The organism is Microbulbifer sp. ALW1, from assembly GCF_009903625.1.
In the GTDB taxonomy this organism is placed as follows: domain Bacteria; phylum Pseudomonadota; class Gammaproteobacteria; order Pseudomonadales; family Cellvibrionaceae; genus Microbulbifer.
Map to the genome: position 1 here is coordinate 2187461 of NZ_CP047569.1, position 23415 is coordinate 2210875.

Annotated in this window: 19 protein-coding genes and 2 pseudogenes; 11 read left to right on the top strand and 10 right to left on the bottom strand. The window is 58.4% G+C overall.

Annotation, left to right across the window (positions count from 1 at the left end):
* The first annotated feature begins 59 nt into the window (after positions 1 to 59).
* Positions 60 to 1547 (top strand): IMP dehydrogenase, encoded by a 1488-nt coding sequence (gene guaB / locus GRX76_RS08955; RefSeq protein ID WP_160153005.1) that lies wholly within the window; start codon positions 60 to 62, stop codon positions 1545 to 1547.
* A gap of 114 nt (positions 1548 to 1661) precedes the next feature.
* The gene (gene guaA, locus GRX76_RS08960; protein ID WP_160153006.1) at positions 1662 to 3239 is read left to right on the top strand and encodes a glutamine-hydrolyzing GMP synthase; all 1578 of its coding nucleotides are present in this window, start codon (positions 1662 to 1664) and stop codon (positions 3237 to 3239) included.
* Positions 3240 to 3496: 257 nt separating this feature from the next.
* Here guaA and GRX76_RS08965 read toward each other — a convergent pair whose 3' ends face one another.
* On the bottom strand, positions 3497 to 4612 hold the full coding sequence (locus tag GRX76_RS08965; protein WP_160153007.1) for a hypothetical protein: 1116 nt from the start codon (positions 4610 to 4612) through the stop codon (positions 3497 to 3499).
* On the bottom strand, positions 4605 to 6128 hold the full coding sequence (locus GRX76_RS08970; protein WP_160153008.1) for an adenylate/guanylate cyclase domain-containing protein: 1524 nt from the start codon (positions 6126 to 6128) through the stop codon (positions 4605 to 4607). Before GRX76_RS08970 ends, GRX76_RS08965 begins: the two co-directional genes overlap by 8 nt.
* Positions 6129 to 6515: 387 nt before the next feature.
* Here GRX76_RS08970 and GRX76_RS08975 point away from each other — a divergent pair, with 387 nt between their 5' ends.
* Genes GRX76_RS08975 through GRX76_RS08990 form a run of 4 tightly spaced genes read left to right on the top strand, consistent with a single transcriptional unit; the run spans position 6516 to position 10991 of the window.
* Entirely contained in the window at positions 6516 to 7334 is an 819-nt protein-coding gene (locus GRX76_RS08975; RefSeq protein WP_160153009.1) for a hypothetical protein, read from the top strand.
* A gap of 60 nt (positions 7335 to 7394) precedes the next feature.
* Positions 7395 to 8420: an ABC transporter substrate-binding protein gene (locus GRX76_RS08980; protein WP_236250607.1), complete on the top strand. Its 1026-nt coding sequence runs from the start codon at positions 7395 to 7397 to the stop codon at positions 8418 to 8420.
* A gap of 19 nt (positions 8421 to 8439) precedes the next feature.
* Positions 8440 to 9975 carry an iron ABC transporter permease gene (locus GRX76_RS08985; protein WP_236250608.1) on the top strand — a complete coding sequence of 512 codons (1536 nt, stop codon included), beginning with the start codon at positions 8440 to 8442 and terminating at the stop codon, positions 9973 to 9975.
* The gene (locus GRX76_RS08990) at positions 9975 to 10991 is read left to right on the top strand and encodes an ABC transporter ATP-binding protein (protein ID WP_160153010.1); all 1017 of its coding nucleotides are present in this window, start codon (positions 9975 to 9977) and stop codon (positions 10989 to 10991) included. Before GRX76_RS08985 ends, GRX76_RS08990 begins: the two co-directional genes overlap by 1 nt.
* 519 nt (positions 10992 to 11510) lie before the next feature.
* Here the strand turns inward: GRX76_RS08990 and GRX76_RS08995 are convergent.
* The 8 genes from GRX76_RS08995 to GRX76_RS09030 form a co-directional block, all read right to left on the bottom strand.
* On the bottom strand, positions 11511 to 12605 hold the full coding sequence (locus GRX76_RS08995) for an OmpA family protein (RefSeq protein WP_160153011.1): 1095 nt from the start codon (positions 12603 to 12605) through the stop codon (positions 11511 to 11513).
* A 447-nt stretch (positions 12606 to 13052) separates the two neighbouring features.
* Positions 13053 to 13823: an RNA methyltransferase gene (locus tag GRX76_RS09000; protein ID WP_160153012.1), complete on the bottom strand. Its 771-nt coding sequence runs from the start codon at positions 13821 to 13823 to the stop codon at positions 13053 to 13055.
* A complete protein-coding gene (locus GRX76_RS09005) occupies positions 13820 to 14746 on the bottom strand; it encodes a Rossmann-like and DUF2520 domain-containing protein (protein ID WP_160153013.1) in 927 nt (308 codons plus the stop codon). Before GRX76_RS09005 ends, GRX76_RS09000 begins: the two co-directional genes overlap by 4 nt.
* Positions 14747 to 15502 (bottom strand): pyridoxine 5'-phosphate synthase, encoded by a 756-nt coding sequence (locus GRX76_RS09010; RefSeq protein ID WP_160153014.1) that lies wholly within the window; start codon positions 15500 to 15502, stop codon positions 14747 to 14749.
* On the bottom strand, positions 15499 to 16095 hold the full coding sequence (locus GRX76_RS09015) for a peptidylprolyl isomerase (protein ID WP_160153015.1): 597 nt from the start codon (positions 16093 to 16095) through the stop codon (positions 15499 to 15501). The genes GRX76_RS09010 and GRX76_RS09015 overlap by 4 nt, the downstream gene beginning before the upstream one ends.
* A gap of 140 nt (positions 16096 to 16235) precedes the next feature.
* Complete coding sequence (locus GRX76_RS09020; RefSeq protein ID WP_160153016.1) at positions 16236 to 16919, bottom strand: TIGR04211 family SH3 domain-containing protein; 684 nt, start codon at positions 16917 to 16919, stop codon at positions 16236 to 16238.
* Between the two features lie 73 nt (positions 16920 to 16992).
* Entirely contained in the window at positions 16993 to 17292 is a 300-nt protein-coding gene (locus GRX76_RS09025; RefSeq protein ID WP_160153017.1) for a YciI family protein, read from the bottom strand.
* 57 nt (positions 17293 to 17349) lie between these two features.
* Positions 17350 to 18153 (bottom strand): VC0807 family protein, encoded by an 804-nt coding sequence (locus GRX76_RS09030; protein ID WP_236250609.1) that lies wholly within the window; start codon positions 18151 to 18153, stop codon positions 17350 to 17352.
* A gap of 287 nt (positions 18154 to 18440) precedes the next feature.
* On the opposite strand from GRX76_RS09030, the gene GRX76_RS09035 reads away from it, so the two are divergent.
* The 5 genes and pseudogenes from GRX76_RS09035 to rluB all read left to right on the top strand — a co-directional run.
* Positions 18441 to 19421 carry a PHP domain-containing protein gene (locus tag GRX76_RS09035; RefSeq protein ID WP_160153018.1) on the top strand — a complete coding sequence of 327 codons (981 nt, stop codon included), beginning with the start codon at positions 18441 to 18443 and terminating at the stop codon, positions 19419 to 19421.
* Positions 19422 to 19470: 49 nt separating this feature from the next.
* A complete protein-coding gene (locus GRX76_RS09040) occupies positions 19471 to 20094 on the top strand; it encodes an L-threonylcarbamoyladenylate synthase (protein ID WP_160154894.1) in 624 nt (207 codons plus the stop codon).
* 204 nt (positions 20095 to 20298) lie between these two features.
* Positions 20299 to 21141 (top strand): annotated as a pseudogene (locus GRX76_RS09045) (ScpA family protein); the annotation flags it as partial.
* Positions 21142 to 21446: 305 nt separating this feature from the next.
* Positions 21447 to 22277 carry an SMC-Scp complex subunit ScpB gene (gene scpB, locus GRX76_RS09050; RefSeq protein ID WP_160153019.1) on the top strand — a complete coding sequence of 277 codons (831 nt, stop codon included), beginning with the start codon at positions 21447 to 21449 and terminating at the stop codon, positions 22275 to 22277.
* Positions 22274 to 23110, top strand: a pseudogene (gene rluB / locus GRX76_RS09055) (23S rRNA pseudouridine(2605) synthase RluB); the annotation flags it as partial. The gene scpB and the pseudogene rluB, both read left to right, overlap by 4 nt.
* Positions 23111 to 23415: the final 305 nt, after the last annotated feature.

A 23415-nucleotide genomic window follows, 5' to 3' on the forward strand; every position in this document is an offset into this window, starting at 1 on the left:
ATCGTTGCGGCTATAATCGCGCCGATACCCATTCCCGCTCCCTTGAGGTTTGAGTGTCCATGTCTGAATCCGGTCTGCGCATTGCGCGCGAAGCCCTCACTTTTGATGACGTCCTACTTGTGCCCGGTTATTCCGAGGTCACGGCGAAAGACGTTTCCCTGAAGACAAAACTGTCTCGCAATATCACCCTGAACATTCCGCTGGTGTCTGCCGCTATGGATACCGTGACCGAGTCGCGCCTGGCCATTGCGTTGGCCCAGGAAGGCGGTATCGGCATTATTCACAAGAGCATGTCCATTGAGGAACAGGCTCTGGCGGTCCGTGCAGTGAAGAAATTCGAAGCCGGTGTCGTCAAGGATCCGATTACTATCGAGTCCGACGCCACCGTGCGTGAACTGATCGCACTGACCAGCCACCACAACATCTCCGGCGTACCGGTGATGGACAAAGGTAACCTGGTGGGTATCGTTACCAGCCGCGATGTGCGCTTCCAGACCAACCTGGATATCCCCGTTGCCCAGATCATGACCTCCAGAGAGCGTCTGGTGACCTGTGCAGAGGGTGCCGCACCGGAAATGGTGCGCGAGCTGCTGCACAAACACCGCATTGAGAAAGTGCTGGTGGTGAACGACAAGTTCGAGCTGCGCGGCCTGATTACCGTCAAGGATTACAACAAGGCGGAACAGTATCCCAATTCCTGTAAAGACAGCGACGGCCGCCTGCGTGTGGGCGCCTCTGTCGGCACCAGCCCGGATACCGACGACCGCGTTGCGGCATTGGTAGAAGCCGGTGTCGATGTTCTGGTGGTCGACACTGCCCACGGTCACAGCAAAAACGTGCTGGATCGCGTGCGTCGTATCAAGGAAATGCACCCGCAGGTGGATGTCATTGGCGGCAACATTGCCACCGGTGAAGCGGCCAAGGCCCTGGTGGAAGCCGGCGCGGACGCCGTGAAAGTGGGTATCGGTCCCGGTTCCATCTGCACCACTCGTATCGTGACTGGTATCGGTGTGCCGCAGATCACCGCGATTGCCGAAGTGGCCAAGGCCCTTGAGGGTACCGGTGTGCCGCTGATCGCCGATGGCGGTATTCGCTTCTCCGGTGATATCTCCAAAGCGGTGGTTGCTGGCGCCTATTCGGTAATGATGGGTTCCATGCTCGCGGGTACCGAAGAGGCGCCCGGTGAAGTGGAGTTGTACCAGGGGCGTACCTATAAGTCCTACCGTGGTATGGGTTCCCTCGGTGCCATGTCGCGCACCCAGGGCTCTTCCGACCGTTATTTCCAGGATGCCAGCAAAGGCGCGGAAAAACTGGTACCGGAAGGTATCGAAGGTCGCGTGCCTTACAAAGGCCCGATTTCCGCCATCGTGCACCAGATGATGGGTGGCCTGCGCTCTGCCATGGGTTATACCGGCAGCGTCGATATGGACACCATGCGCAACCGTCCGCAATTTGTGCGGGTGACGGCTGCAGGTATGGGTGAGTCGCACGTACACGATGTGCAGATCACCAAAGAGGCGCCCAACTATCCTGTTGGCGGCCGCTAAAAATTGATACTCCGCATTCAATGCGGATTAAAAAACAGAAGTGCACTTTCAAGTGAACCGCAAACGGACCTCTCAGGGTCCGTTTGCCGTTTATAAAACCGTTACGAGTAAGCCATGAGCCAAGATATCCATTCCAGCCGAATTCTGATTCTCGACTTCGGTTCCCAGTACACCCAGTTGATTGCCCGCCGTGTGCGCGAGCTGGGCGTGTTTTCCGAGATTCGCGCATTCGATATGAGCGATGACGAAATCCGCGAGTACAACCCCAAGGGTATTATTCTCGCCGGTGGTCCGGAATCTGTTCCCGAAGAGGGCTCCCCACGCGCGCCACAGGCAGTGTTTGAACTGGGTGTGCCGGTACTGGGTATCTGCTACGGCATGCAGACCATGGCGCACCAGCTGGGTGGCGCGGTGGAAGGCAGTAATGTGCGCGAGTTTGGTTACGCCCAGGTGAAAGTCGAAGGGCAGTCCGCACTGCTGCACGACATCAAAGATCACCTGGACGACAGCGGCAGCGCGCTGCTGGATGTATGGATGAGCCACGGCGACAAAGTGGTAAAAATGCCGCAGGGATTCGAGCTGATGGCCTCAACCCCATCCTGTCCCATCGCCGGTATGTACAACGCGGAAAAGAATTTCTTTGGCGTACAGTTCCACCCGGAAGTCACCCACACCCTGCAGGGTAACCGCATTTACGAGCACTTCGTGATCGAGCTGTGCGGCTGTGAAAAACTGTGGACCCCGGAAAACATCATTGAAGACTCCATCGCCAAGGTGCGCGAGCAGGTAGGTAGCTCGAAAGTGCTGCTGGGCCTGTCCGGCGGTGTCGACAGCTCCGTTGTGGCGGCGCTGCTGCACAAAGCCATCGGCGACCAGCTTACCTGTGTCTTTGTAGACAACGGCCTGCTGCGCAAGAACGAAGGCGACCAGGTAATGCAGATGTTCGCCGACAACATGGGCGTGCGTGTTATCCGTGCCGATGCAGAAGAGGCGTTCCTTTCGCGTCTCGCAGGCGAAGACGAGCCGGAAGCCAAGCGCAAAATCATCGGCAATACCTTTATCGAAATCTTCGACAAGGAAGCCACCAAACTCAAGGATGTGAAATTCCTTGCCCAGGGCACCATCTACCCGGATGTGATCGAGTCAGCCGCCGCCAAGACCGGAAAGGCGCACGTGATCAAATCCCACCACAATGTGGGCGGTTTGCCGGAAGATATGGCGTTTGAACTGGTGGAACCGCTGCGCGAACTGTTCAAGGATGAAGTGCGCAAGATTGGCCTGGAACTGGGCCTGCCCTACGACATGGTTTACCGCCACCCCTTCCCGGGGCCGGGTCTCGGTGTGCGTATCCTCGGCGAAGTGAAAAAGGAATACGCAGACATCTTGCGCGAAGCCGATGCCATCTTTATCGAGGAGCTGCACAAGGCCGACTGGTACCACAAAACCAGCCAGGCATTTGTGGTGTTCCTGCCGGTCAAATCCGTTGGTGTAGTGGGCGACGGCCGCCGCTATGAATACGTGGTGGCGCTGCGAGCGGTCGAGACCGTCGACTTCATGACCGCGCGCTGGGCGCATCTGCCTTATGAGCTGATCGAGAAGGTCTCCAACCGTATCATCAATGAGATCGAACACATCTCACGGGTGACCTACGATGTTTCCAGCAAGCCGCCAGCGACCATTGAGTGGGAGTAATGGCTCCTCACTGGTAATCGCCAGTACTGTTGTGAATCCCGGTTGATGCTTGAAGCGTTTGCGTGCCAGCGATAAACCAGGTTTGCGCACAATACGCAAGGATGCGATCAAGCCCCGTCCTCTGCTGGTCAGAATGTCCACCGGGCGGCGGGGTTTGATTTCTCAATGGCTCTCAATCTTGGGCTTTGCTTCTAAAGCTTCCCTCCCTGAACTCTTTCGCGTGGGCCCCTGATTCTGTTGGCGCCGGGCCACAGATCTCAAGGCTGAGCGTTGGCGGGTATTGTCAGTGCGCGCAGGTTTTTCAGTAGGTTTTCGGCTCGCGCGATATTGCTCACCAGTTGGACATTGTCCGGGGCCAGGGTGCTGGCCTCACGCCAGACATACAGCGCTTGCTCGATTTTTCCTTCACTGTATAAATCATTGCCCCGTTTAATCGCGGCGTCCACGCGGGCATCCAGCTGGGATTGGAACTGTGATTGTAGCGGTAACAGCTGTGGGTGCTGCGGAGATTGTTGTCGCAGTTGTTCCAGGTACTGCCGCGCACTGGGCAGGTCGCCGGTATCCAGAGCCTGTTGTAATTCTGCGATGGGGACTTGGGCAGCCTCTACCGGCGTGGTTATGGCCGGTATCGTTTTGGTGCGACTGCGGTTTTGACGGGAGTTTTGGTTGAGGTGTCGGCTGAGGAGTGCCTGGCTCTGCGCCAGTTGTGCCTGTAGGTCAGAATCCTGCTGGAGGTCGTCGCCGTATAGCGCTCGAGCAATTTTCAGGGCGCGCTGGGCCATCTCATAGTCTTCGCGCTTCTCGCGCGCTATGGCTTGCTCTACATATTCGTGCAGTGCTTGCGCTGATGCCCGGCGCTTGCGGTTGTAGTTTTTCAGTTCGAGCCAGGTCAGAGCGGCTGGGCCATTGAGTTGCTGTAAGCGCTGGTAGGCTTCGGCATCTTTGAGTAGCTGCTCGCCACGGTGTATCTCAAGTTCCATACGCACACGCTCTTCCCGCAGCTGGCGCCGAGTGGCCAGTTGCAGTTGCGCACTGATCAGAACCTGGCTGTCTGGCAATACTCTTGTGGCACCTTTTAATAGTTGTTCGGCGCCATGCCAGTCATTCTGGTGTTCAAGAGTGCTCGCAGTGCGGATGACATCGCGCTCGAATTGTTGCAGCTCGCCGTGTAACTGTTTGATTTGTTTCTGTTGCTCCGCTGTCGCGGTATCCAGTTGCTGCAACTGATGGAGCTCGGCCGACTGCCGGCGAACCAGCTGCAGGGTATCGGGTGAAAAACCTTCCAGGTTCTGCGGTGCGGGGATCAGGCTACATGCCGGCAGTAGCGGCATCAGGAGCAGCCACAGGAGATACCTCGCAAGCCGGTCAGGCATGGTCGACAGCCCGCAGGCCGGTTTGGTGTGTGCCACTGGTCATTAAGCTATGCAGATTGGCTTCCAGCTGTGCCTGATCGTCGCAATGAATATCCTGCACCGAATAGATTTGTACCGGTGTCGATTTGCCGCGAATCGACAGGTTCTGCCCGGCGTCCGCGGTGATGCGTGGCTGTAACATGGTAAACAGTTGTTTTCGGATAATGGTTTGATCCGGCTGGGCTTCACTGCACAGCCGGGATGCCAGGTTTACGGCATCGCCGACCACGGTGTACTCCATGCGTTCGTCGGAGCCAAGGTTACCTGCAAGCATGGCGCCGCTGTTGATGCCGATGCGAAAGTGCACTTCGGGACGGCCGTCAGCGCGACGCTGCTCGTTCAACTGCGCCGCTAGCCGCTGAATCAATATAGCGCAGCTGACAGCATTGAATGCATGGTCACTATCGTCTTCCAGTATTCCAAACACCAACATCGCACAATCGCCGATAAATTTGTCGACTACCCCGCCATACAATGAGCAGGCGCGCGAGATATAGGAAAAATATTCGTTTAACAGCTCTGAAACCTGGCTTGGCTCCAGTTTTTCCGACATGGCGGTAAAGCCGGTGATGTCGGCGAACAGCACCGTCGCTTCGATGGGCCTATCCACCAGCCGAACTTCATCCAGGTTGGCCAGGACCTTATCAGCAACATTCTTCGACACGTAGCGGGAAAAGACCTGCTCGACCTGAGATTTTTTTAGCAGACCCGCCGCCATATTGTTGAACCCTTCGAACAGAAAGCCGAGTTCATCGTTGCGCCGCTGGTCGATGCGGGTTGCGAGATTGCCACGGCCGATTGCCCTGGTCGCCTCCATAAGGTGGTGGATGGGAAGCGACAGGCGCCGGCTCAGCCAGTAGGCCAGCAGTGAGGCGAGTAGAGTCATGCCCAGGGTGGCGTAAATAATGGCATTGCGGGCGCTGGTTGCGGCCTGGTCCATCTGTGAGGCCGATAGGGTCACCACGACAGAACCGACCCTGACGCCCTGGTAGGTGGCTGGGGCGACAAAGCTGATCAGGCGTTCGCTGGCGCCATCTGCGGCTTCCCGGAACCAGGGCTGGGCCCTGGCAGTGCCCGCGGCAAACAGATGGCGGGGTATTTCTGGCTGGATCCCGGTCGCCGAAAGCAGGGCGCCATCATGGTCGTAAATACCTGCACCGAGAACCTTGCCGTCCATCCCGAGATTAGTGGTTAGCAGGCGCAGATTCAGGTTGTTCTCCGACAGAATCGGCTCGCTGGAAAGCTTTGCCAGCTGCAGCGCCATGGTATTGCCGAAATCCTCCAGTTGCGACCGCATCAGGCGGTTCTGGTTGTCGCTGATGAATATCCCCAGGCTCGCCATGCCCAAGACCAACAGCAGTGTCATAACCAGGGCCAGTTTGAAGGCAATAGGGATATGGCGGGGGAGCAGCCTGGCCAAGCGCACATGTAGGCCGTCGGCAATTTGCCGCAACGTAGCTTTGGCCTTCGTGATCAAGGGGGTTGCTCTCCTCTGGATATTCGGGGTGAAGGGTGTGGTTGGATGGGGACTATACCAGTTCTTGGGCTGCCACTAGGAATCCCGGTTGAGCAGGCGGATTTTTTTGCCTTCGGTTTCCGGTTTGAGCGGTTCAGGTGTGCTCTGGTCGCGGCGGAAGGAAGGTGAAAAACAGCGTCCAGACTGGTAGTATCCCGCTGCAATTGCAGGTGTCGATGGCGATTCACATTTCGCCGCGCTGCCAGAGCTGGCTGATTGTCCACTGCGCCTTTGGCCTCGATCAGGATCGGGGGGCAGGGGTGAGGCGTACTTGCAAGCCGTACTTTATTCCATCTTTGATAATGAGTATCATTTGCGAGATTTGACGCAATAAAAGAGTGGACGTTTATGCAAGCTAAATATTCTGTACAAAAGCGTCGAGGCCTCGGCCTGGCGATCGGCTTTGTTACCCTGCTGGCCGCGGGCCAGGTATTCGCCAACGGCGCCATCGGCGACCACGTCAATGAGCTGAAAGCACATATCGGTTCCTACACCGAGGAAGTGAGCTGGCTGGTTGGCAAGTACGGTGAAGTGGTCGACAGCTACGAGAAAAAAGGCCAGAAAGCCACTGACACCAATGTCATGGTGGAGTACTGGGAAGAGGTGGATTTCCACTCCGCGATTGAAACCAATTACGTGCCGGTGTACGCCAATATCTGGCAGGGCATCTTCGGGGTAAAACAGGCGATCGAAGCCGGTGCGCCCATCGCCAAGGTGCGTGAAGAACAAGCCAAATTGAACCAGGCCCTGTGGCAGGGGCTGGGTGCGGTGAAGCTCGCGTCCCAGTTCCAGGAGAAAGGCCTGCTGGCGAAGGTGCAGACTACCGAGACTGAGCCGACCACCATGCCGGAAACTCTGGACGATATTAAACATCGCCTGGATCGTGTAGTGGCCAAGTACGCGGAGAAGCTGCCAGAGGCGGCCACCAATATCGTCCACGATACCTACCTGCACCGTTTTGAGGGTGTCGAGGGTGCTCTGATCGAGCAGGATGCCGCGCTGGTTGAGGACCTGGAAAAAGATTTCAACGTCACGCTGCCCCAGGCACTGGATGGCAAAACCAGCGTTGATGATGTGCGCAAAGTGGTAGAAGCCATGCAGGCCAAGCTGGACAAGGCTAAAAGCCTGCTGTTGGAAGCGGAAAAGAAACGTAAAGACGTCTTTTAAGGTGCTGCCGGTAACGCTAGGGTTGCCGGCTTTGCTCTTTGGATTCAGTAAGGAATAAATGTGCAGCGCAGAGCTTTTATGCATGGCCTGGCTGCGGTTGGCGCGCTGGGCTGTCTGCCGGCAGCCCGCGCACTGGCTGCGAGTCCCACGGCTACGTCCATAGGAAATGCCATCTCCGTCGACCAGCTCCCCAAGTTGGAAGGTGACCTCACCCTGTATCTCGGGCGCGGGGAGGGTGGTCTTTACGAGAATGTTCTCGAAGCGATCAAGAAGCGCAATCCCAAGCTGAACCTGAAGATCCGTCGTGGCGTTACTGCGGCACTGGCGAATACCATCGTGGCTGAGGCCAAGGCGGGTGTGCGTCGGGCAGATGTGTTCTGGGCGGTGGACTCTGGTGCTGTCGGCGTTGTGGCCGATGCAGGTCTTGCGCGCCCGCTCCCGGCGGCGCTGACGGATCAACTCAAGCCTGGCTTCCAGTACTCCCACTGGGCGCCGGTCACCGGGCGCATTCGTACGCTCCCTTACAATACAGATCGCCTGAATGCAGACCAGATTCCCGACAGCATTATGGCGCTGGCGGATAGCAATCTGTCCATCGGCTGGGCGCCGGCTTACGCCGCCTTCCAGTCGTTTGTGACGGCCATGCGCCTGCTGGAGGGCGACAAGGCCACCGGCGATTGGCTGCGTGCGGTCAGCCAGCGGGCCAAAACCTACGCCGGTGAGCTGGGTGTGGTGATGGGTGTTGAGCGCGGCGAAGTCGATGTGGGCCTCGCCAACCACTACTACACCCTGCGTTTGAAAAGCGGTAAACCTGACGCCAGTGTCGATCTGGCGTTTACCAAAAATGATGCCGGCTGCCTGGTCAATGCGGGAGGCGTGGTTGCCCTGAGTGAGGGTGATCTGCCAACTAACTTTATCCGCTACCTGTTGACCCGTGAAGTACAGTCGTATCTCGCTTCCGAGGCTTTTGAAATTCCACTGGTCAATGGCGTGCAGCCACCAGCGGGGCTGGTCCCTCTGAGCAGTATTTCTCCCCCAAGGTGGACCTCACCCAGCTGGCTGACCTGCGCCCGACGCTCAATCTGATGCGCAGCGTCGGCGTGCTATGACCCTCAGATCTCTGCTGCGCTGGCCGGCGTCATACCCACTGGCCCTGGTGATCGCGCTGATGGCGCTGGTGCCGGTGGGGGTATTGTTTGGTCTCGCCTCCGACGAGGCGCAGCTGTTTGACGCCCACAACCTGAAAGTACTGACCAATACCCTACTGTTGATGGTGTTTACGGTACTGGGGTCAATTTTGATCGGGGTTCCGCTGGCGCTGTTGACGGCCTATGTACAAATGCCCTGGCGGCGCCTGTGGTTGATTCTGCTCGCTGCCCCCCTGGCGATTCCCAGTTATATCGGTGCCTTCACCCTGTATGCGGCTTTTGGTCGCGGTGGCGAGATTGAAAACCTGCTCGGTTTGCCGGTGCCGGCAATGGATGGTCTGGTAGGAGCCACCATTGTCATGATTCTTTATTCCTACCCGTTTGTGATGCTCACTACCCGGGCCTCACTACTCAGCCTGGACGCCAGCCTGGTCAATGCTGCCCGCACTCTGGGAATGAGCCTCGGGGTTAGCCTGTGGCGGGTTGTATTGCCCCGGGTTGCTACCGGTATCGCTGCCGGCGGTCTACTAGTGGCGCTTTACACCCTGTCGGATTTTGGTACGCCCGCCATCATGCGCCTGGATACGTTCACGCGGGTGATCTTCGTGGAGTACAACGCCTTCGGGTTGAGCCAGGCGGCGATGCTGTCCCTGCAGCTGCTGGTGATTGTCGGCCTGGTGCTGTTTCTGGAGTCCCGGGTGCGCGGAAGCCGCGAGCGGCCGGGGCGTCACCTCACCATCTGGCCTGGGCGCGGGCAGCGACTGGTCATCGCCCTGTCCGTTGTGCCGATTCTGGTGCTCGCCATAGTGCTGCCACTGGCGGTGTTTGGCATCTGGCTGGCTCGCGAGGGCACTGAGGGGTTTGAGTTCAGTTACGCCTGGAATTCGGTGCACGCCTCCCTGCTGGCGGCAATATTCGCGGTGATTCTGGCGGTACCGGTGGCGCACGCCGCTATTGCCGGTCGCGCCGGGCGACTGATGGAACGCATGACCTATTTCGGTTTTGGTGTGCCCGGCATCGTGATGGGGACTGCGCTGGTCTACGTTGGCCTGCAACTGCCATTCCTGTACCAGACCCTGGGCTTGTTGGTGCTCGCTTACGTGCTGCGCTTCCTGCCTCTGGCGGTAGGTTCGGTGCGCTCTACTGCCGAGGGCCTGGATCCGAGCCTGGTGAAAGCGGCGCGCGTACTGGGAGCCAGCCCGCGAGAGGCCTTCCAGCGGGTGACTCTGCCGCTCACCGTACGCGGCATGGTGGCCGGTGCTGCCCTGGTATTCCTCGAGGCCATGCGCGAGCTGCCGGCAACCCTGATGCTGGGGCCCACCGGATTTGAAACCCTGGCCACCTACTTGTGGCGGGTGTACGAAGCGGGGTATTTTGGTCGCGCTGCTATTCCCGGTTTGCTGCTGGTGCTGATGTCTGCACTGGGGCTTGCGCTGATGTTGTCCGGTGAGCGCCGGGCCGAATTTGATGTTACTGAGACCCCCCATTCCTGATGCTTAAGGTTAGCAATCTGACGGTAAATTACGGCACCACCGCCGTAGTGAAGGACCTGAACCTGGCCCTGGCAGAGGACGAAGTCCTGATGCTGGTGGGCCCCACTGGCTGTGGTAAAACGACCATTCTGCAGGCTCTGGCGGGGCTGCTTCCCATTTCCAGCGGTGAGATTGCGCTTGGCGGCTGGCACGCCAGCGCTACCATGCCGGTGCCGCCCGAAAAGCGCAATGTGGGCATGGTGTTCCAGGACTTTGCGCTGTTTCCGCATCTTACTGTCGAGCAGAACGTTTGCTTTCGCCTGAGTAACACGGCGCTGGCGGATCACTGGCTGAACCTGCTGGGGCTGGACAAGCTCCGCCATGCCAAACCGGCACGCCTCTCCGGCGGGCAGAAGCAGCGGGTGGCCCTGGCGCGTACCCTGGCGCATGAGCCGGCGTTCGTGCTGCTGGATGAGCCCCTGTCGAATCTGGACGCGGCACTGAAAGACAACCTGCGCTGGGAGATCCGCGAGGCGCTGAAAGCGGCCGGTGTACCCGCCATCTGGGTAACTCACGATCAGGAAGAGGCCCTTTCGATTGGTGATCGCGTCGGTATTCTCAATGGCGGAGTGCTGGAGCAGCTGGATACACCTGAAAAGTGCTTTTCGGAGCCTGCCAGCCGATTTGTGGCGCGCTTTCTGGGGGAGGCGAGCTTCCTGCCGGGCGATCTGAATCAGAATCAAGTCATTACCGCGCTGGGACCTGCGCCGGGTATACCCATTGGCGGTGCGGCCGGTAATGTGGATTTGTTACTGCGGCCGGACGATCTGTCGCTGGTACCGTCAGAGCTTGGTAACGCCGTGATCGACTGGGTGCGCTATGAAGGCTGTTCTCGTCTCTATGCGGTGCGCCTGGCGGGCGATACGCAACTGCGAGTGCGTACCAGTCACGAAGTGCGGGCCGAGCCCGGGCAACGCGTGCAGATGGCAATCACTACCACCCACCCCCTGGCGGCCTTTTCGCGAAGCAGCGCCTGATGAAATCAGCACCCGGATAACTCCGGGTACTGATTATCGAAAGGGCTTCTCCACGCCACTTACCAAGACCCCACTGCACGGGTCAGATCAGCCTCCGTTGTACCCTTCAAGTGCTTTGGTGACTTCTCCCGCCAATTCGCGCACTCCCTCTGTGCAAGCGTGTTTTTTCCGCCACTTATTCCGCCTTTGATCGCTTTTTTGGTAGCTCCTTAGGGCTAACGTAAAAAGCTTTCCACAGCCAGAGGTGAACGAAATCAGGCCACCAGTTACAACGGAAAATTGTCAAGATAGTTTTGGACTTATTTGTAACCTATTGATTTTAAAGGAAAAAGATAATTTGGTTAATTTTTCCTCACAATCTGGTTACACCAGCGCATGGGGGCTGGCGGCGTTTTCCTGATAGTTGCTCACAGACATATCCACAGATTCTGTGGATTGTGAATAAAAAAACCCGGCAGAGGCCGGGTTTTGTGCTACTTCGGAAATTATCCCCAGTGACTGGGGGAAATTCACCACTGGCTAGCGGAATTTCAACTCTACCCGCCGGTTCTGGGCCCGGCCCGCTTTGGTTGCATTGCTGGCAATAGGTTGGGTTTCGCCGTAGCCACGGGCGCTGATGCGTGAGGCATTTACACCCCGCTCAACCAGGTAGCGGCGCACAGACTCCGCACGTCGGCCCGACAGTCCCAGGTTGTAGTCGTCCTTGCCCATGTTGTCGGTGTGGCCGGCAACCTCTACTTGGGTGTTGGGTTGATTGCGCAGGGACTGCACCACCTTGTTCAGTGATGTTTTGGCTGAGCTGGTCAGGGTTGCGGAGTTGGTTTCAAACTGGATGTTCTCCAGGGTGATGGTCTGGTCGGCAACCACGCAGCCGTACTCATCCACGTCGGCTCCAGGCAGCGTATCGGGGCAGCGGTCATTCTGGTTCAGTACGCCGTCGCCATCATCATCCAGGTTGACCGGTGCCGGGGGCTCCACCGGCTTGGGTGGTTCGACGTATACCGGAGCCGGGGCGGGCGTCTGGTGAAGAGGGATGCTCAGGCCAAACCCGAATTGCCAGTCGTCCATATTGCTGGCAAAGAAGTCGTACAGGTAGCGAATCTCGGCGCGTACTTTTATCCCGCTGCGACTGATGGCGCCACTGGTGAAGCCGGCGCCGACGTTGAGGAAGGCGTTGGTTTCCTGGATGCCGTAGTTAAATTTCGTATTGTTGTGTGAGACGCCGACACCCCCCAGAAGAAAAGGGGAGTAGCCGCGGCGGCCGTTAAAGTGATAGACCGCATCCATTCCCAGCCCGGTGAGATCGTTGTCGCTACTGGGTATCAAGTCACCGGTGTACACGAAAGGCGTGGCCACAACCGGCGCGGGCACAAAGCTGTTGGTGTCCTCGTCCAGTTTTGTGCCAAAGAGCTGCACTTCGGTGAACCAGTTTTCGTCGGTCTGCCAGCCGAAGGTGCCGCGCAGGCCGGCCGCCTGCCGGTCCGTATTGCGATCGGAATCTACGCGGGTCAGGAAGGGCATGATATCGATGTAGCGATCTTCCTGGGCGGTTGTGGGGAGAGCGGCGGTGGCGGCAATTAGGGCGATCCCCGCCGTAGTTTTCTTCAAAAGCATAAATGGCATCCTTGGCTTTATCGTTTGCTTCACTGAGCTGAATGTCAGAAGTTGGTGTCTGGAAATACCTTGTCAGTACCAGTAAATACCTGTCAGTCCATGTGCTTCGTGCCGCGACCGACTTCAAACATGACCGGATCACTGAATCCGTTGTTATCCCCGTTACTTATTAGTTGATCTCTGCGACTTTTCCAATGTATCGGCTCCTCAAACGAAAATTTCTGGCGGAAAAAGTTTTTTCTGGTTGCGATATATACAGAGTGGGCAGGGAAAGATAAAAATTTTGGCGCCCGCTGGTTAATAGATATCGATGCACATATGAAGTGTCCAATGGACAGCGGGCAGTGGACAGCGGAATACGGAAAGGTTTTTTATCTGGGGGGGATAGGAAGTGGCAGGCCCGCAATACTCAACATGTCACGGGCCTTCTGTCATATAGCTTCCGTATCAGAACTGATGCCGGAAACTGATCAGGGCGGCGGTGATGGCGACATTCAGGCTTTCCACACCGTTTTGCATGGGGATGCGCAGGCGGTGGCTGCAGGTTTCGGTCACGGCAGCACTTACCCCGTGGGTTTCATTGCCGAGCACGAAAATATTGGGCGCCGCGGTGTCGATACTGCGCAATGTGTCTTTGGCGTGGGAGGACAGAGCGCAGACCCGGGCGCCTTGTTCAGCAAATTTTTTCAGCACTGGTGCCAGCTGTTCGCATCGCAAGATGCGGGTTTTGAACAGGGTGCCGACACTGGCCTTGATCACCAGCGGATCTATTTGCGCACAGCCTTTGCGTGGCAGCAGTATGCCGTCAATACCACCGGCGCAGGCGGAGCGAATAATCATGCCGAGGTTTTGCGGATTGGTGATGCCATCCAGCGCCAGCAATTCAAAATGCTCGTTGTGTTGTTCCTGCAGAAAGGCTTCCGCGGTGCCGTAGCGGGGAAGCGCGAGATCCAGTGCCACCCCTTGATCCTGGCGCGCATTTTTTGAAATACGTGAGAGCCCTTTTCTGTCCAGGTAGGCAATTTCAATATTGCGTTCCGACGCCAGCTGTTCGATACGGCTGATCAGCTGATCTTTGCGGTTGCTGTCTGCCAGGTGCAGCTTGTGCACTGGGAGGCTCGTATCTTCCAGCGCTTCCAGTACGGGCTTGCGTCCGTAGATCGTCAGCAGGCTGTCAAAAAAAGCGCGTTTTTTCAGGTATTCGGGGGAATCGGTCACGTTGGTTTTTCGCTGAACAGGGTTTTCAATTGGAGGCCGAGGGCGGTGCTGAGTCCCGCGTTTGTTGCCAGAGGCAGTGCCGCTTCACCCAGTGTGCGGTATACCCTTGCCAGGTGGGGGGCATCTTCTGGCTGGTGGGCGGCCAGTTTTTCCAGTGCGTCGAGTTGCCGGGTTACGGTGCGGATATCCCCCCTCACCAGAGGCCCCGTCAGAGCGTTTTGCGGCCCCAGGGCGAAGTTGTTTTGGGCCGTCTGCAGCACGATGGGGGCCAGTAGTTGTTTGGCGGTAGCGTCATCAATACCGGCTGCGGCAAAAGTGCGCAGGCTGAGGTCCATCAGTACCGTCAGGTAATTACAGGCCATCACCGACCCCGTGTGGTAGAGCACTTTCTGCTCCGGGCTCAAGCGGATGCAGTGGCAGTCGAGTGCCGCGAAGGCAGTGGCCAGCGTGTTCACCGCCGCAGGTGCGCCCTCAAGCGCCACCGTGGCACCGGGTAAATCAGTGAGCGAACGCTGCGGGTCGGCAAAGCTGTGTACCGGATGGGCACTGGCCAGGTTTGCAGCGCTACAGGCGCTCAGTGCGCTGGCGGGCAGCGCACCACTACAGTGAAATACCAGCGGTGACGACGTTTGGCCCGGCTCGTTGCCAGTCCCATTTGACTGGATGGCTGCCAGCCTGGTCGCGAGTTGCGTCGCGACCGGTTCAATCTGGTCGTCTGCAACCGCAATCAGCCACAGGTCTGCCGCTGGCATTGTCTCGATGCTTGCTGCGGCGTTGCCGGCATCAATAAAGGCGCAGGCATCGGCGCTACTGGCTGGGCTGCGATTGAATATAGCGCCAATCTGGAAAACGTGTCGCTGCTGCCACAGTCGTGCCAGGGTGCGGCCGAGGCGGCCCGCACCAATCACATTCAGTGTCTGCAATTATTTGCCCGCCAGGCAATGGACGTAGGCGGCTACGGCATTGCTTAGCCCCATGCTGATGGCATCCACAGTGAGTGCGTGGCCAATGGAGACTTCCTGCAAGCCGGGGAGTGTGCGATAGCGGGGCAAGTTGATCAGGTTGAGGTCGTGGCCGGCATTGATGCCAAGGCCCAAGTGCAGCGCGTGTTCGGCGGCAGCGCAGTGGGCGGCAAATATCGACTCCAGGTCACTGCTCTGGCAGGCAACGGCTTCCGCATAGGGGCCGGTGTAGAGCTCGATGCGATCTGCGCCCACTTCGCGGGCCAGGCCTATCTGGGTTTTGTCCGGGTCCATAAACAGGCTGACACGGATACCAGCGTCCTTGAGTTGCTGAATGATGGGCTCCAGGCGCGCGCCATCTTTATTCAGGTCGAAGCCGTGGTCAGAGGTTAGCTGGTCGTCGCTGTCTGGCACCAGGGTGCACTGCTGTGGCGCGGTTTCCAGTACCAGTGACAGTAGCCCGGGGTAACTACCGCTGGCGCCGGCGAAGGGGTTGCCCTCGACATTGAATTCAATATTCCGGCTGGCACAGAGCGCGGAAAGATCGCGCACGTCACCGGGGCGGATATGGCGCTGGTCGGGACGCGGATGCACGGTGATACCGTCCGCCCCTGCGTCCAGGCAGGTGCGCCCGTGGGCAACCACATCGGGATAGTTGCCCTCGCGAGAGTTGCGAATCAGGGCGATTTTGTTGAGGTTGACGCTGAGTGCAATCACTGGCCGCTGTCTCCGGTATCACTGTCTTTACGCTGTGCTTTCAGTATACGCACCGCCATATTTGGCGCATCGGTGAAGGCTTTGTGCTGGCCTCGTGGCTCGGCGGCAATCTGCTGCACCACGCTCATGCCCAGCAACACTTTGCCGAATACGGTGTAGCCGGGTTTGTCGGCACTGGCGTCCAGGCGGCTATTGTCGACCAGATTGATGAAGAACTGCGAAGTGGCGCTGTTGGGGTCGTTGGTGCGTGCCATGGCGATGGTGCCGCGCACATTGGACAGCCCGTTGCCTGATTCATTTTCTATAGGGTCGAGGGTCGGCTTTTCCTGGAAGTCGAAGGTGTATCCGCCACCCTGGGCCATAAAGCCGGGAATCACGCGGTGAAAAATGGTGCCGTTGTAAAAGCCACTGTCGATGTAGGCGAGAAAGTTCTCAACGGTTTTCGGCGCCTTGTCCGCATAGAGTACCAGCTCGATGGTACCGAGGTCGGTTTCCAGTTCCACGCGGGGATTGTTCGTGACCGCCAGCGCAAGGCTGGAAAGGCAGAGCAGTGTGGCGGTGCAGAGGGCGTTGAGAATCGAGAGGCGTTTCATACTGTAGTCCGTTAGCTAAAACAAAAAGGCCCGGTCGCTGACCGGGCCTTGGGGAGCCGGTTCAGAAATTCTAACCGGCGCCCAGTAGTGCGGCAAAGTGGAATGCGGGTCTAAACGCTAAGTTAACAGCCCGCTTGCCGTTAGTTGGCCCACTCGGAGTGGCGCTTGCGCGGGCGGAAGTGCGGTGCAACCAAGGCCAGAATGGCCCCCATCAATACCGAGAAGGCGCCATACATAAACCATTTCTGGGTGTCATTGCTGGACAGGCGCTGGATTTCCGCGTGATCCATGGCCTGCTTCTGTTTCAGCAACTCGTGCTGGTTGAGCAACTTCTGGTGACGCTGATTGAGGGAGACCGCATCGGCAGACAGGGTCTTCAGTTCTTTAAGTTCCTTGGCCATTGCTTCGGCCCGGTCCTGTTCTGATTTCAGGGCGGTGGTCAGCTTGCCATTTTCTTCTTCCAGACGGCGCACTTCGCCACCGAGGTTGCCCTGCAGGCTTTCAATATGTTCTAGGCGTGCCTCGGCCTGAGCCAGTTTGATCTTTGCTACCGGCTCATTTTCCAGGTATTGGCGGCGAACCCAGCCTTCTTCACCGCCGGGGGTGCGCACTTGTGCCCAGCCGGTATCCGGGGAGTCCTGCAGCAATGTCAGCTTGGTGCCGCTGGGCAGGCCTCGATGCAGAATGCGGAACTCGTTGCCCTGGCCCGAACGCATGGGTACATGCAGTTCGTCGGTGATATACCGCTCGGAACTGAGTGCCTGGCTGTGGCTGGCGCCGAGGGTAATCAGGGTGGCGGCGATGGAGGTGAGGAATCTTTTCATGGTCGGGGATATATCTTTACGGGGACTTTTTTATCGTTGCTCGGTTGGATGCAATCTGATCGGGGTTGGCGACTCAGGGTAAAACCAGTTTGTAGGGTTTTACCGTCACTCCGGCGTAGACACCGGCTTCCACATAGGGGTCGGCATCGGCCCAGGCCTGGGCTTCCTGCAGTGAAGGGAATTCCGCAACCACGAGGCTGCCGGTAAAACCCGCTTCACCGGGGTCTTCACTGTCGATGGCCGGATGTGGGCCGGCAATCAACAGACGCCCTTGGTCTTTGAGATCGTTCAGGCGCGCAATATGCTGCGGGCGTGCGCTTTGGCGCAGGGGCAAGCTGTTTTCAACATCCTGGCTGATGATGGCATACCACATAGACGAGTTCTTTCCTGGATTTCTAGTTATAGGCTGTGTGTGAATTGGCGACTGCGACTATTGTTGCACCACAATTTCTTCCAGCTTCAGCCCGGTGAGTTTGCCGATACTGCGGAACAGGAAGAAGAGCGCGAACATCAGAATGACGGTCGCGGGCACAAAAATAACCGGGTAGCTCATGGCGGTCATTTTCCCCAGTTCCGCATTAAATGCCTCGGTACCGGGGGGGCTGACGAGCATGATTTTCGCCAGAATGTAATTGAGCGCGGACGACAGGAAGAATGAACCGGCGATCATCCACGAAGTGTGCATCAGGGTGCGGTCAAATGCCGCGGTATTGCCATTGCGGTTCAGCGCCCGGGCAATTTTATCGGTATCGAGAATACGGTCGTTGTAAATAAGGGTTTTTACCAGCGGCCAGCGGGTGTAAAGGGAGGCCATGGTGGCGACCCCCAGCAATCCGGGAATGGCGGCCTCTTTGATCGCCATGTATTCCGCATCCAGTTCCAGCAGGCTGATGCCGCCAGTGAGCAGAATGCTGATGATGCCCAGTGCGGAGAAAAAATTGACCTTGCCAGAGCTCAACAGGTCGCGCAGCCCGTACAGTAGCGGGAAGGCGAGCGCCACTACAATGGCCCATTTTGTGCCCAGCCAGTCATCGCCGGACAACTTGGTCAGGATCAGGGTGGGAATAATAATGTTGATGAGCAGGTTGCCGAGAAAGCTCTCTTTCTTCGGGGCTTTTGTTTGCTCAGCTGTTTGTTCAGCTGTTTGCTCAGCGGTAGGGGCTGCCGGCTCACCCGCCATTTCATCAGAAACAGGAGTGGACAGGCTTGGATTGCGTTGATTGCTATCGGTCATGGTCTGTTCCGGTGATAATGCCCGCTGGCTGACGTTACAGCTGTCAGTGGCGATAGTGGTTCCCCCTAAAGCGGGGCCTTATCCCTGAAACCGGTGAACCGGTCTGGTACGCGGAGTTTTAATCCATTTCAGCACGCTGAGACAACGGCAAATGGCGCTAGTTCCATGACTAGTCCCATAAAACGTTTCTCATCGAGCCCTTCTCAAAGAACCCAATGACTATAGCCCCTGAAGCAGCCCTTAAATCAGCCCCTCAAGTAAACCTGGAAATAGCCTCGGAAACGCCTATGGCGAGAGAGACACATCAGACAAACCCGGCTCCGGGGCAGGATTCCTCTGGAGCTATTTCGCTGACTGCCAATGCGCTTTCTGGTCAGGTAGACCTGCACTGCCACAGCACCGCGTCTGACGGTATTTTAAGCCCTTCGGAGCTGGTGTCGAGGGCGAATTCTGCAGGTGTGACGCTGTTGGCGCTTACGGATCACGACACCCTGGACGGCCTCGCCGAGGCGCAGGAAGCGGCCAGTCAGTCAGGGGTGACCTTACTGCCGGGTATCGAGCTGACTACGCTCTGGGGGCGGCGTGTGGTGCATATTGTCGGGCTCAATGTGGACTGTGCGGCCAGTGAGCTGCAGGGGGCCATCGCAGAGCGCACGCGGCTGCGTGAGCAGCGGGCACTGCAGATCGCTGAACGCCTGGAGAAACGTGGCTTTAGCGGGGCCTACGAAGGAGCCAGGGCGCTGGCTGGAGAGGGCATTATCGCGCGTCCGCATTTTGCGCGCTGGATGGTGGCGTCCGGTCACGTGAGCGATACCAGCAAGGCATTCAAGCGCTACCTTGGGGCCGGCAAAATTGGCGATGTGACCGTGCAATGGCCGTCCATAAAAGACACCATCGACTGTATTGCCAGCGCAGGCGGCGCTGCGGTACTGGCGCATCCACTTAAATACGGTCTGACCCGCAGTCGCATTCAGGCGCTACTCACCGATTTCCGGGCGGCAGGGGGCCGCGCAGTGGAAGTCGTGTGCGGTCAGCAGAATCCGGTGCAAACCCGGGAAATCCTGTCGTTGATGGAGAGGGTCAATTCCCAGCCTGCAGAGAGTAGCGCGGGGCTGCAATGCTCGACTGGGTCGTCACTGCTCGCGTCCCTGGGGAGTGACTTCCACCAGCCGGATCAGCCCTGGCGGGCGCTGGGCTCGGTGCGACTGCCTGCAGGCGTCGAGCCAGTGTGGAATCTGTGGCAAACTGGCGGCCTTAAATGTCGGTAATGTCAGCGGTATGAGTACCGCTGTCTCTTTCAAATTACAGGGGGTAGTTGTGGCGCAGTTCTTCCAGATTCATCCGGAAAACCCACAGGAGCGGCTGATCAGTCAGGCCGCGGATATCGTATCTGCCGGTGGCGTTATCGTATTTCCCACGGATTCCGCTTATGCCATTGGTTGCCGGCTTGGCGAGAAACTGGCGGTGGAGCGTATCCGCGCCTTGCGCAAGCTGAATAAGGATCACAACTTCACCCTGATGTGCCGGGACCTGTCCGAGCTGGCTAGCTACGCCAAGGTGGACAATCAGATGTTCCGCCTGCTGAAAAACCACACCCCCGGTCCCTACACCTTTATTATGCCGGCCACATCCGAAGTGCCCCGCCGCCTGGCTCATGCCAAACGCAAGACCATCGGCCTGCGGGTGCCCGACAACCCCATTGTGCAGGGATTGATCGCCGCCCTGGGCGAGCCGTTGATGAGCTGTAGCCTGATCATGCCGGGGGAGGATCAACCCCTGATTGACCCCTACGACATCCGCGAAACCCTGGAGCACCAGGTGGAACTGGTGATTGATGGCGGCTTCTGCGGTATGGAGGCAACCACAGTAGTGGATCTGACCGGTGATGAGCCGGTCCTGGTACGCCAGGGCTGTGGTGCAATTGATGAAATTCTCGGCTGACACTGATGTATAATCGCGCGTTTGGTTTTGCCGAAGGGCTGCAGTGTGTCCAGTGACGAAATAGAAGAAGCGGTAGCGGCCGGTGTGGCAGATGATGCCGGTAATGCTAAGACGGCTGAGCCGGTTGAAACGGCTGAATTGCACACCGCCGCTGACGCGGAAGTCGCGGATACTGAAGGTGAACAGCGCGTCACTATTGAACTGGTGGACGAAGCGGCGGTAACAGATGCCGCAGCAGACGGCACTGCCCAGGGCAGTGGCCCGCGCCAGGGGGAAATGCCGTTCGCCATGGTGGAGGGCAAAGCCTTCACCAACCTGCCCAGCGACCTGTATATCCCGCCGGACGCCCTGGAAGTCATTCTCGAGGCCTTTGAAGGGCCCCTCGACCTGCTGCTGTACCTGATTCGTCGCCAGAATCTGGACATTCTCGAGATCAACGTTGCCGACATCACCCGCCAGTACATGGGCTATGTCGAAATGATGACCGCGATGCGCTTCGAGTTGGCGGCGGAATATCTGGTGATGGCGGCCATGCTGGCCGAGATCAAGTCGCGCATGCTGTTGCCGCGCCCGCCGGAAGCGGAAGAAGAGGAGGGGGAAGACCCCCGTGCGGCACTGATTCGCCGCCTGCAAGAATACGAGCGCTTCAAAACCGCGGCGGAAGATATGGACGAACTGCCGCGCATGGGGCGGGATGTCCACCAGGCCAGTGCCACTGGCCCGGATCGCAAGCTCACTCGCCCCGAGCCGGAAGTGGACCTGAAAGAGGTACTGGTCGCCCTGGCCGATGTGCTGCGCCGCGCGGATATGTTTGAGAGTCATCAGGTGGAAAAAGAGAAGCTTTCCACCCGCGAGCGCATGACCCAGGTATTGGACAAGATCCGCCACCGCCAGTTTGTGCCCTTCGTCAGCCTGTTCAAGGCGGAAGAGGGCCGTCTGGGAGTGGTGGTTACCTTCCTGGCAGTGATGGAGCTGGTGAAAGAGTCCCTGCTAGAGCTGGTTCAGAACGAAGCCTTCGGTGCCATTCATGTCCGCGCCCGCGGTGAAGTAGAGCAGCCGTCCGACGAGTTGGATGATGACGCTGAGTTCATGGATGATGATATCGATGCCGAGCGCGATGCTGTCGCCAATGCGGAAGACGCACAGAGCTTTGGTACGCCGGAACCGGAAGTGCCGAGCGGCACCGAATCAGACTTCGATGACGAGGCACCGCAGGTCGCGGAGAATCCAGTGGCTGCCGTGGCGGAGCCCGGTACTGATTCCGGACTTGAATCAGATCAAGAACAAGAAACCTCTGTTGAAACCGCGGATACCCCGCCGGTGTTCAGCTGAACCCGAGTGAACGCGAGAAAATGAGTATTGCCCCGGAATTGTTGCGCCGGATTGTGGAAGGCGCATTGCTGGCAGCCGCCCAGCCGCTGTCGGAAGACCGCCTGCTGTCACTGATCGACGAAGGCGAGCGCCCGGAAAAGGCGGCGCTGAAAGAAGTCCTGGAGCAGATTGCCGAAAACTGTGTCGAGCGCGGCTTCGAGCTGCGCCAGGTGGCCAGCGGCTGGCGCTTTCAGGTGCCGGAAGATCTGGCTCCCTGGGTCAACAAACTGTGGGAAGAAAAACCGCAGAAGTACTCCCGGGCTACCCTGGAGACACTGGCAATCATCGCTTACCGCCAGCCGATTACCCGCGGCGATATCGAGGAAATCCGCGGTGTCGCGGTTAGTTCCCATATCGTCAAAAGTCTCTCGGAGCGTGGTTGGATCAAGGTGGTGGGGCAGCGGGACGTGCCCGGCAAGCCCTCCCTTTACGCGACCACCCGCGAATTCCTCGACTATTTCAATCTGAAAAGCCTCGAGGACCTGCCGACCCTGGCGGAAATCCGCGATATCGAAAGCCTGAATGCAGCGCTGGATCTGGGCGATGTTCCTCCGCCGGCGGCAGCGGAGGACGGTGAAGTTGAGGGGGAAGAAACCCCAGAGGCGCCAGAGTCCCAAGCGGTAGAGCCTGGTGAGGCGGCGGATGAATCCGAGACCGCAGATGCGGAACAAGCCTCTCCGGCCGTGACCGAAGACTACGCTGAAGAAACGGAAAATGCAGAAGCGGACGCAGAAGGCGCCGAGACTGCTCACGACGAGCCGGAAACGCTTGTTGAAGATGAATTCAAATCCCCGGAAAACCTCAATTCATGAGTAATGACGCAGCGCCAGCGGGCGAAAAACTGCAAAAAGTATTGGCCCGAGCGGGCTTGGGTTCGCGCCGGGAAATGGAGCGGGCCATCGAGGCGGGAAGAGTGACCGTCAATGGTGAAGTGGCCGGGCTCGGCGAGCGGGTCAGTGACGATGATCAGATCGAATTTGACGGCAAGCGCCTGTCCGGCGGCGAAGAAAACCGCCTGCGGGTCATCCTGTACAACAAACCCATTGGCGAGATTTGCTCGCGCCACGACCCGGAAGGGCGTCCCACGGTTTACGATCGCCTGCCCCGCCTGAAGAGCGGGCGCTGGATTTCTGTCGGGCGGCTGGACTTCAACACCAGCGGCCTACTACTGTTTACCAACAGTGGTGAACTGGCTAACAAGCTGATGCACCCTTCCTCGGTGATTGACCGCGAGTACCTGGTGCGGATTCAGGGCCAGGTGGACGAGGAAATGAAACGACGCCTGGTGAAAGGCGTGCAGCTGGAAGATGGTGAGGCCAAGTTTACCGACATAGTGGAAAGTGGTGGTGAGGGCTCCAACCGCTGGTTTTACTGTGTGGTCATGGAAGGGCGCAACCGCGAGGTCCGCCGCCTGTGGGAATCCCAGAATGTGCGCGTAAGCCGCTTGAAGCGGGTACGTTACGGCAGCGTGTTTATCCCGTCTCACGTGCGCGTGGGGCAGTGGATCGAAATGGAACCGCGCGAAATCGATGACCTCTGTGTTACTGCCGGTCTGCCCAGGCTCGGCCAGCGCCCGCTGACCCAGGCCGAGAAAGAAACCCTGCAGCGCCAGCGTCGCAAGCTGCGTAAATCGCCGGTTCCAGCCGGGGGCAAGGCGACAGCGACGGCGGAACCCGCTCGGACGAGCGGCAGGCGGACTGCTGATAAGCCGGAGCGTAAAGGGCCGGCTGGTACGGCGGCCAAGCCTCGCGGAAAGCCGTCATTAGGCAGCCCCGATAAGCGCGCGGGCGCGGGCAAGGCATCGCAAGGATCAAAAGGTGCGGGGAAAGGCCCGGCAAAGGGCCCGACCAAGAGCTCGGGGAAAGGCCCGGCAAAAGGTTCGACAAAAAGCCCAACCAAAGGCCCAAGGGAGCGTCGCTCTGGAAAATAGTCCGGAGCGTGAAAAACAAA

Excerpts from the sequence above, each read along its gene's own strand:
- guaB (WP_160153005.1), top strand. The coding sequence starts at position 60 with ATGTCTGAATCCGGTCTGCGCATTGCGCGCGAAGCCCTCACTTTTGAT.
- guaA (WP_160153006.1), top strand. The coding sequence starts at position 1,662 with ATGAGCCAAGATATCCATTCCAGCCGAATTCTGATTCTCGACTTCGGT.
- GRX76_RS08965 (WP_160153007.1), bottom strand. The coding sequence starts at position 4,612 with ATGCCTGACCGGCTTGCGAGGTATCTCCTGTGGCTGCTCCTGATGCCG.
- GRX76_RS08975 (WP_160153009.1), top strand. The coding sequence starts at position 6,516 with ATGCAAGCTAAATATTCTGTACAAAAGCGTCGAGGCCTCGGCCTGGCG.
- GRX76_RS08985 (WP_236250608.1), top strand. The coding sequence starts at position 8,440 with ATGACCCTCAGATCTCTGCTGCGCTGGCCGGCGTCATACCCACTGGCC.
- GRX76_RS08990 (WP_160153010.1), top strand. The coding sequence starts at position 9,975 with ATGCTTAAGGTTAGCAATCTGACGGTAAATTACGGCACCACCGCCGTA.
- GRX76_RS08995 (WP_160153011.1), bottom strand. The coding sequence starts at position 12,605 with ATGCTTTTGAAGAAAACTACGGCGGGGATCGCCCTAATTGCCGCCACC.
- GRX76_RS09015 (WP_160153015.1), bottom strand. The coding sequence starts at position 16,095 with ATGAAACGCCTCTCGATTCTCAACGCCCTCTGCACCGCCACACTGCTC.
- GRX76_RS09020 (WP_160153016.1), bottom strand. The coding sequence starts at position 16,919 with ATGAAAAGATTCCTCACCTCCATCGCCGCCACCCTGATTACCCTCGGC.
- GRX76_RS09025 (WP_160153017.1), bottom strand. The coding sequence starts at position 17,292 with ATGTGGTATGCCATCATCAGCCAGGATGTTGAAAACAGCTTGCCCCTG.
- GRX76_RS09030 (WP_236250609.1), bottom strand. The coding sequence starts at position 18,153 with ATGACCGATAGCAATCAACGCAATCCAAGCCTGTCCACTCCTGTTTCT.
- GRX76_RS09035 (WP_160153018.1), top strand. The coding sequence starts at position 18,441 with ATGGCGAGAGAGACACATCAGACAAACCCGGCTCCGGGGCAGGATTCC.
- scpB (WP_160153019.1), top strand. The coding sequence starts at position 21,447 with ATGAGTATTGCCCCGGAATTGTTGCGCCGGATTGTGGAAGGCGCATTG.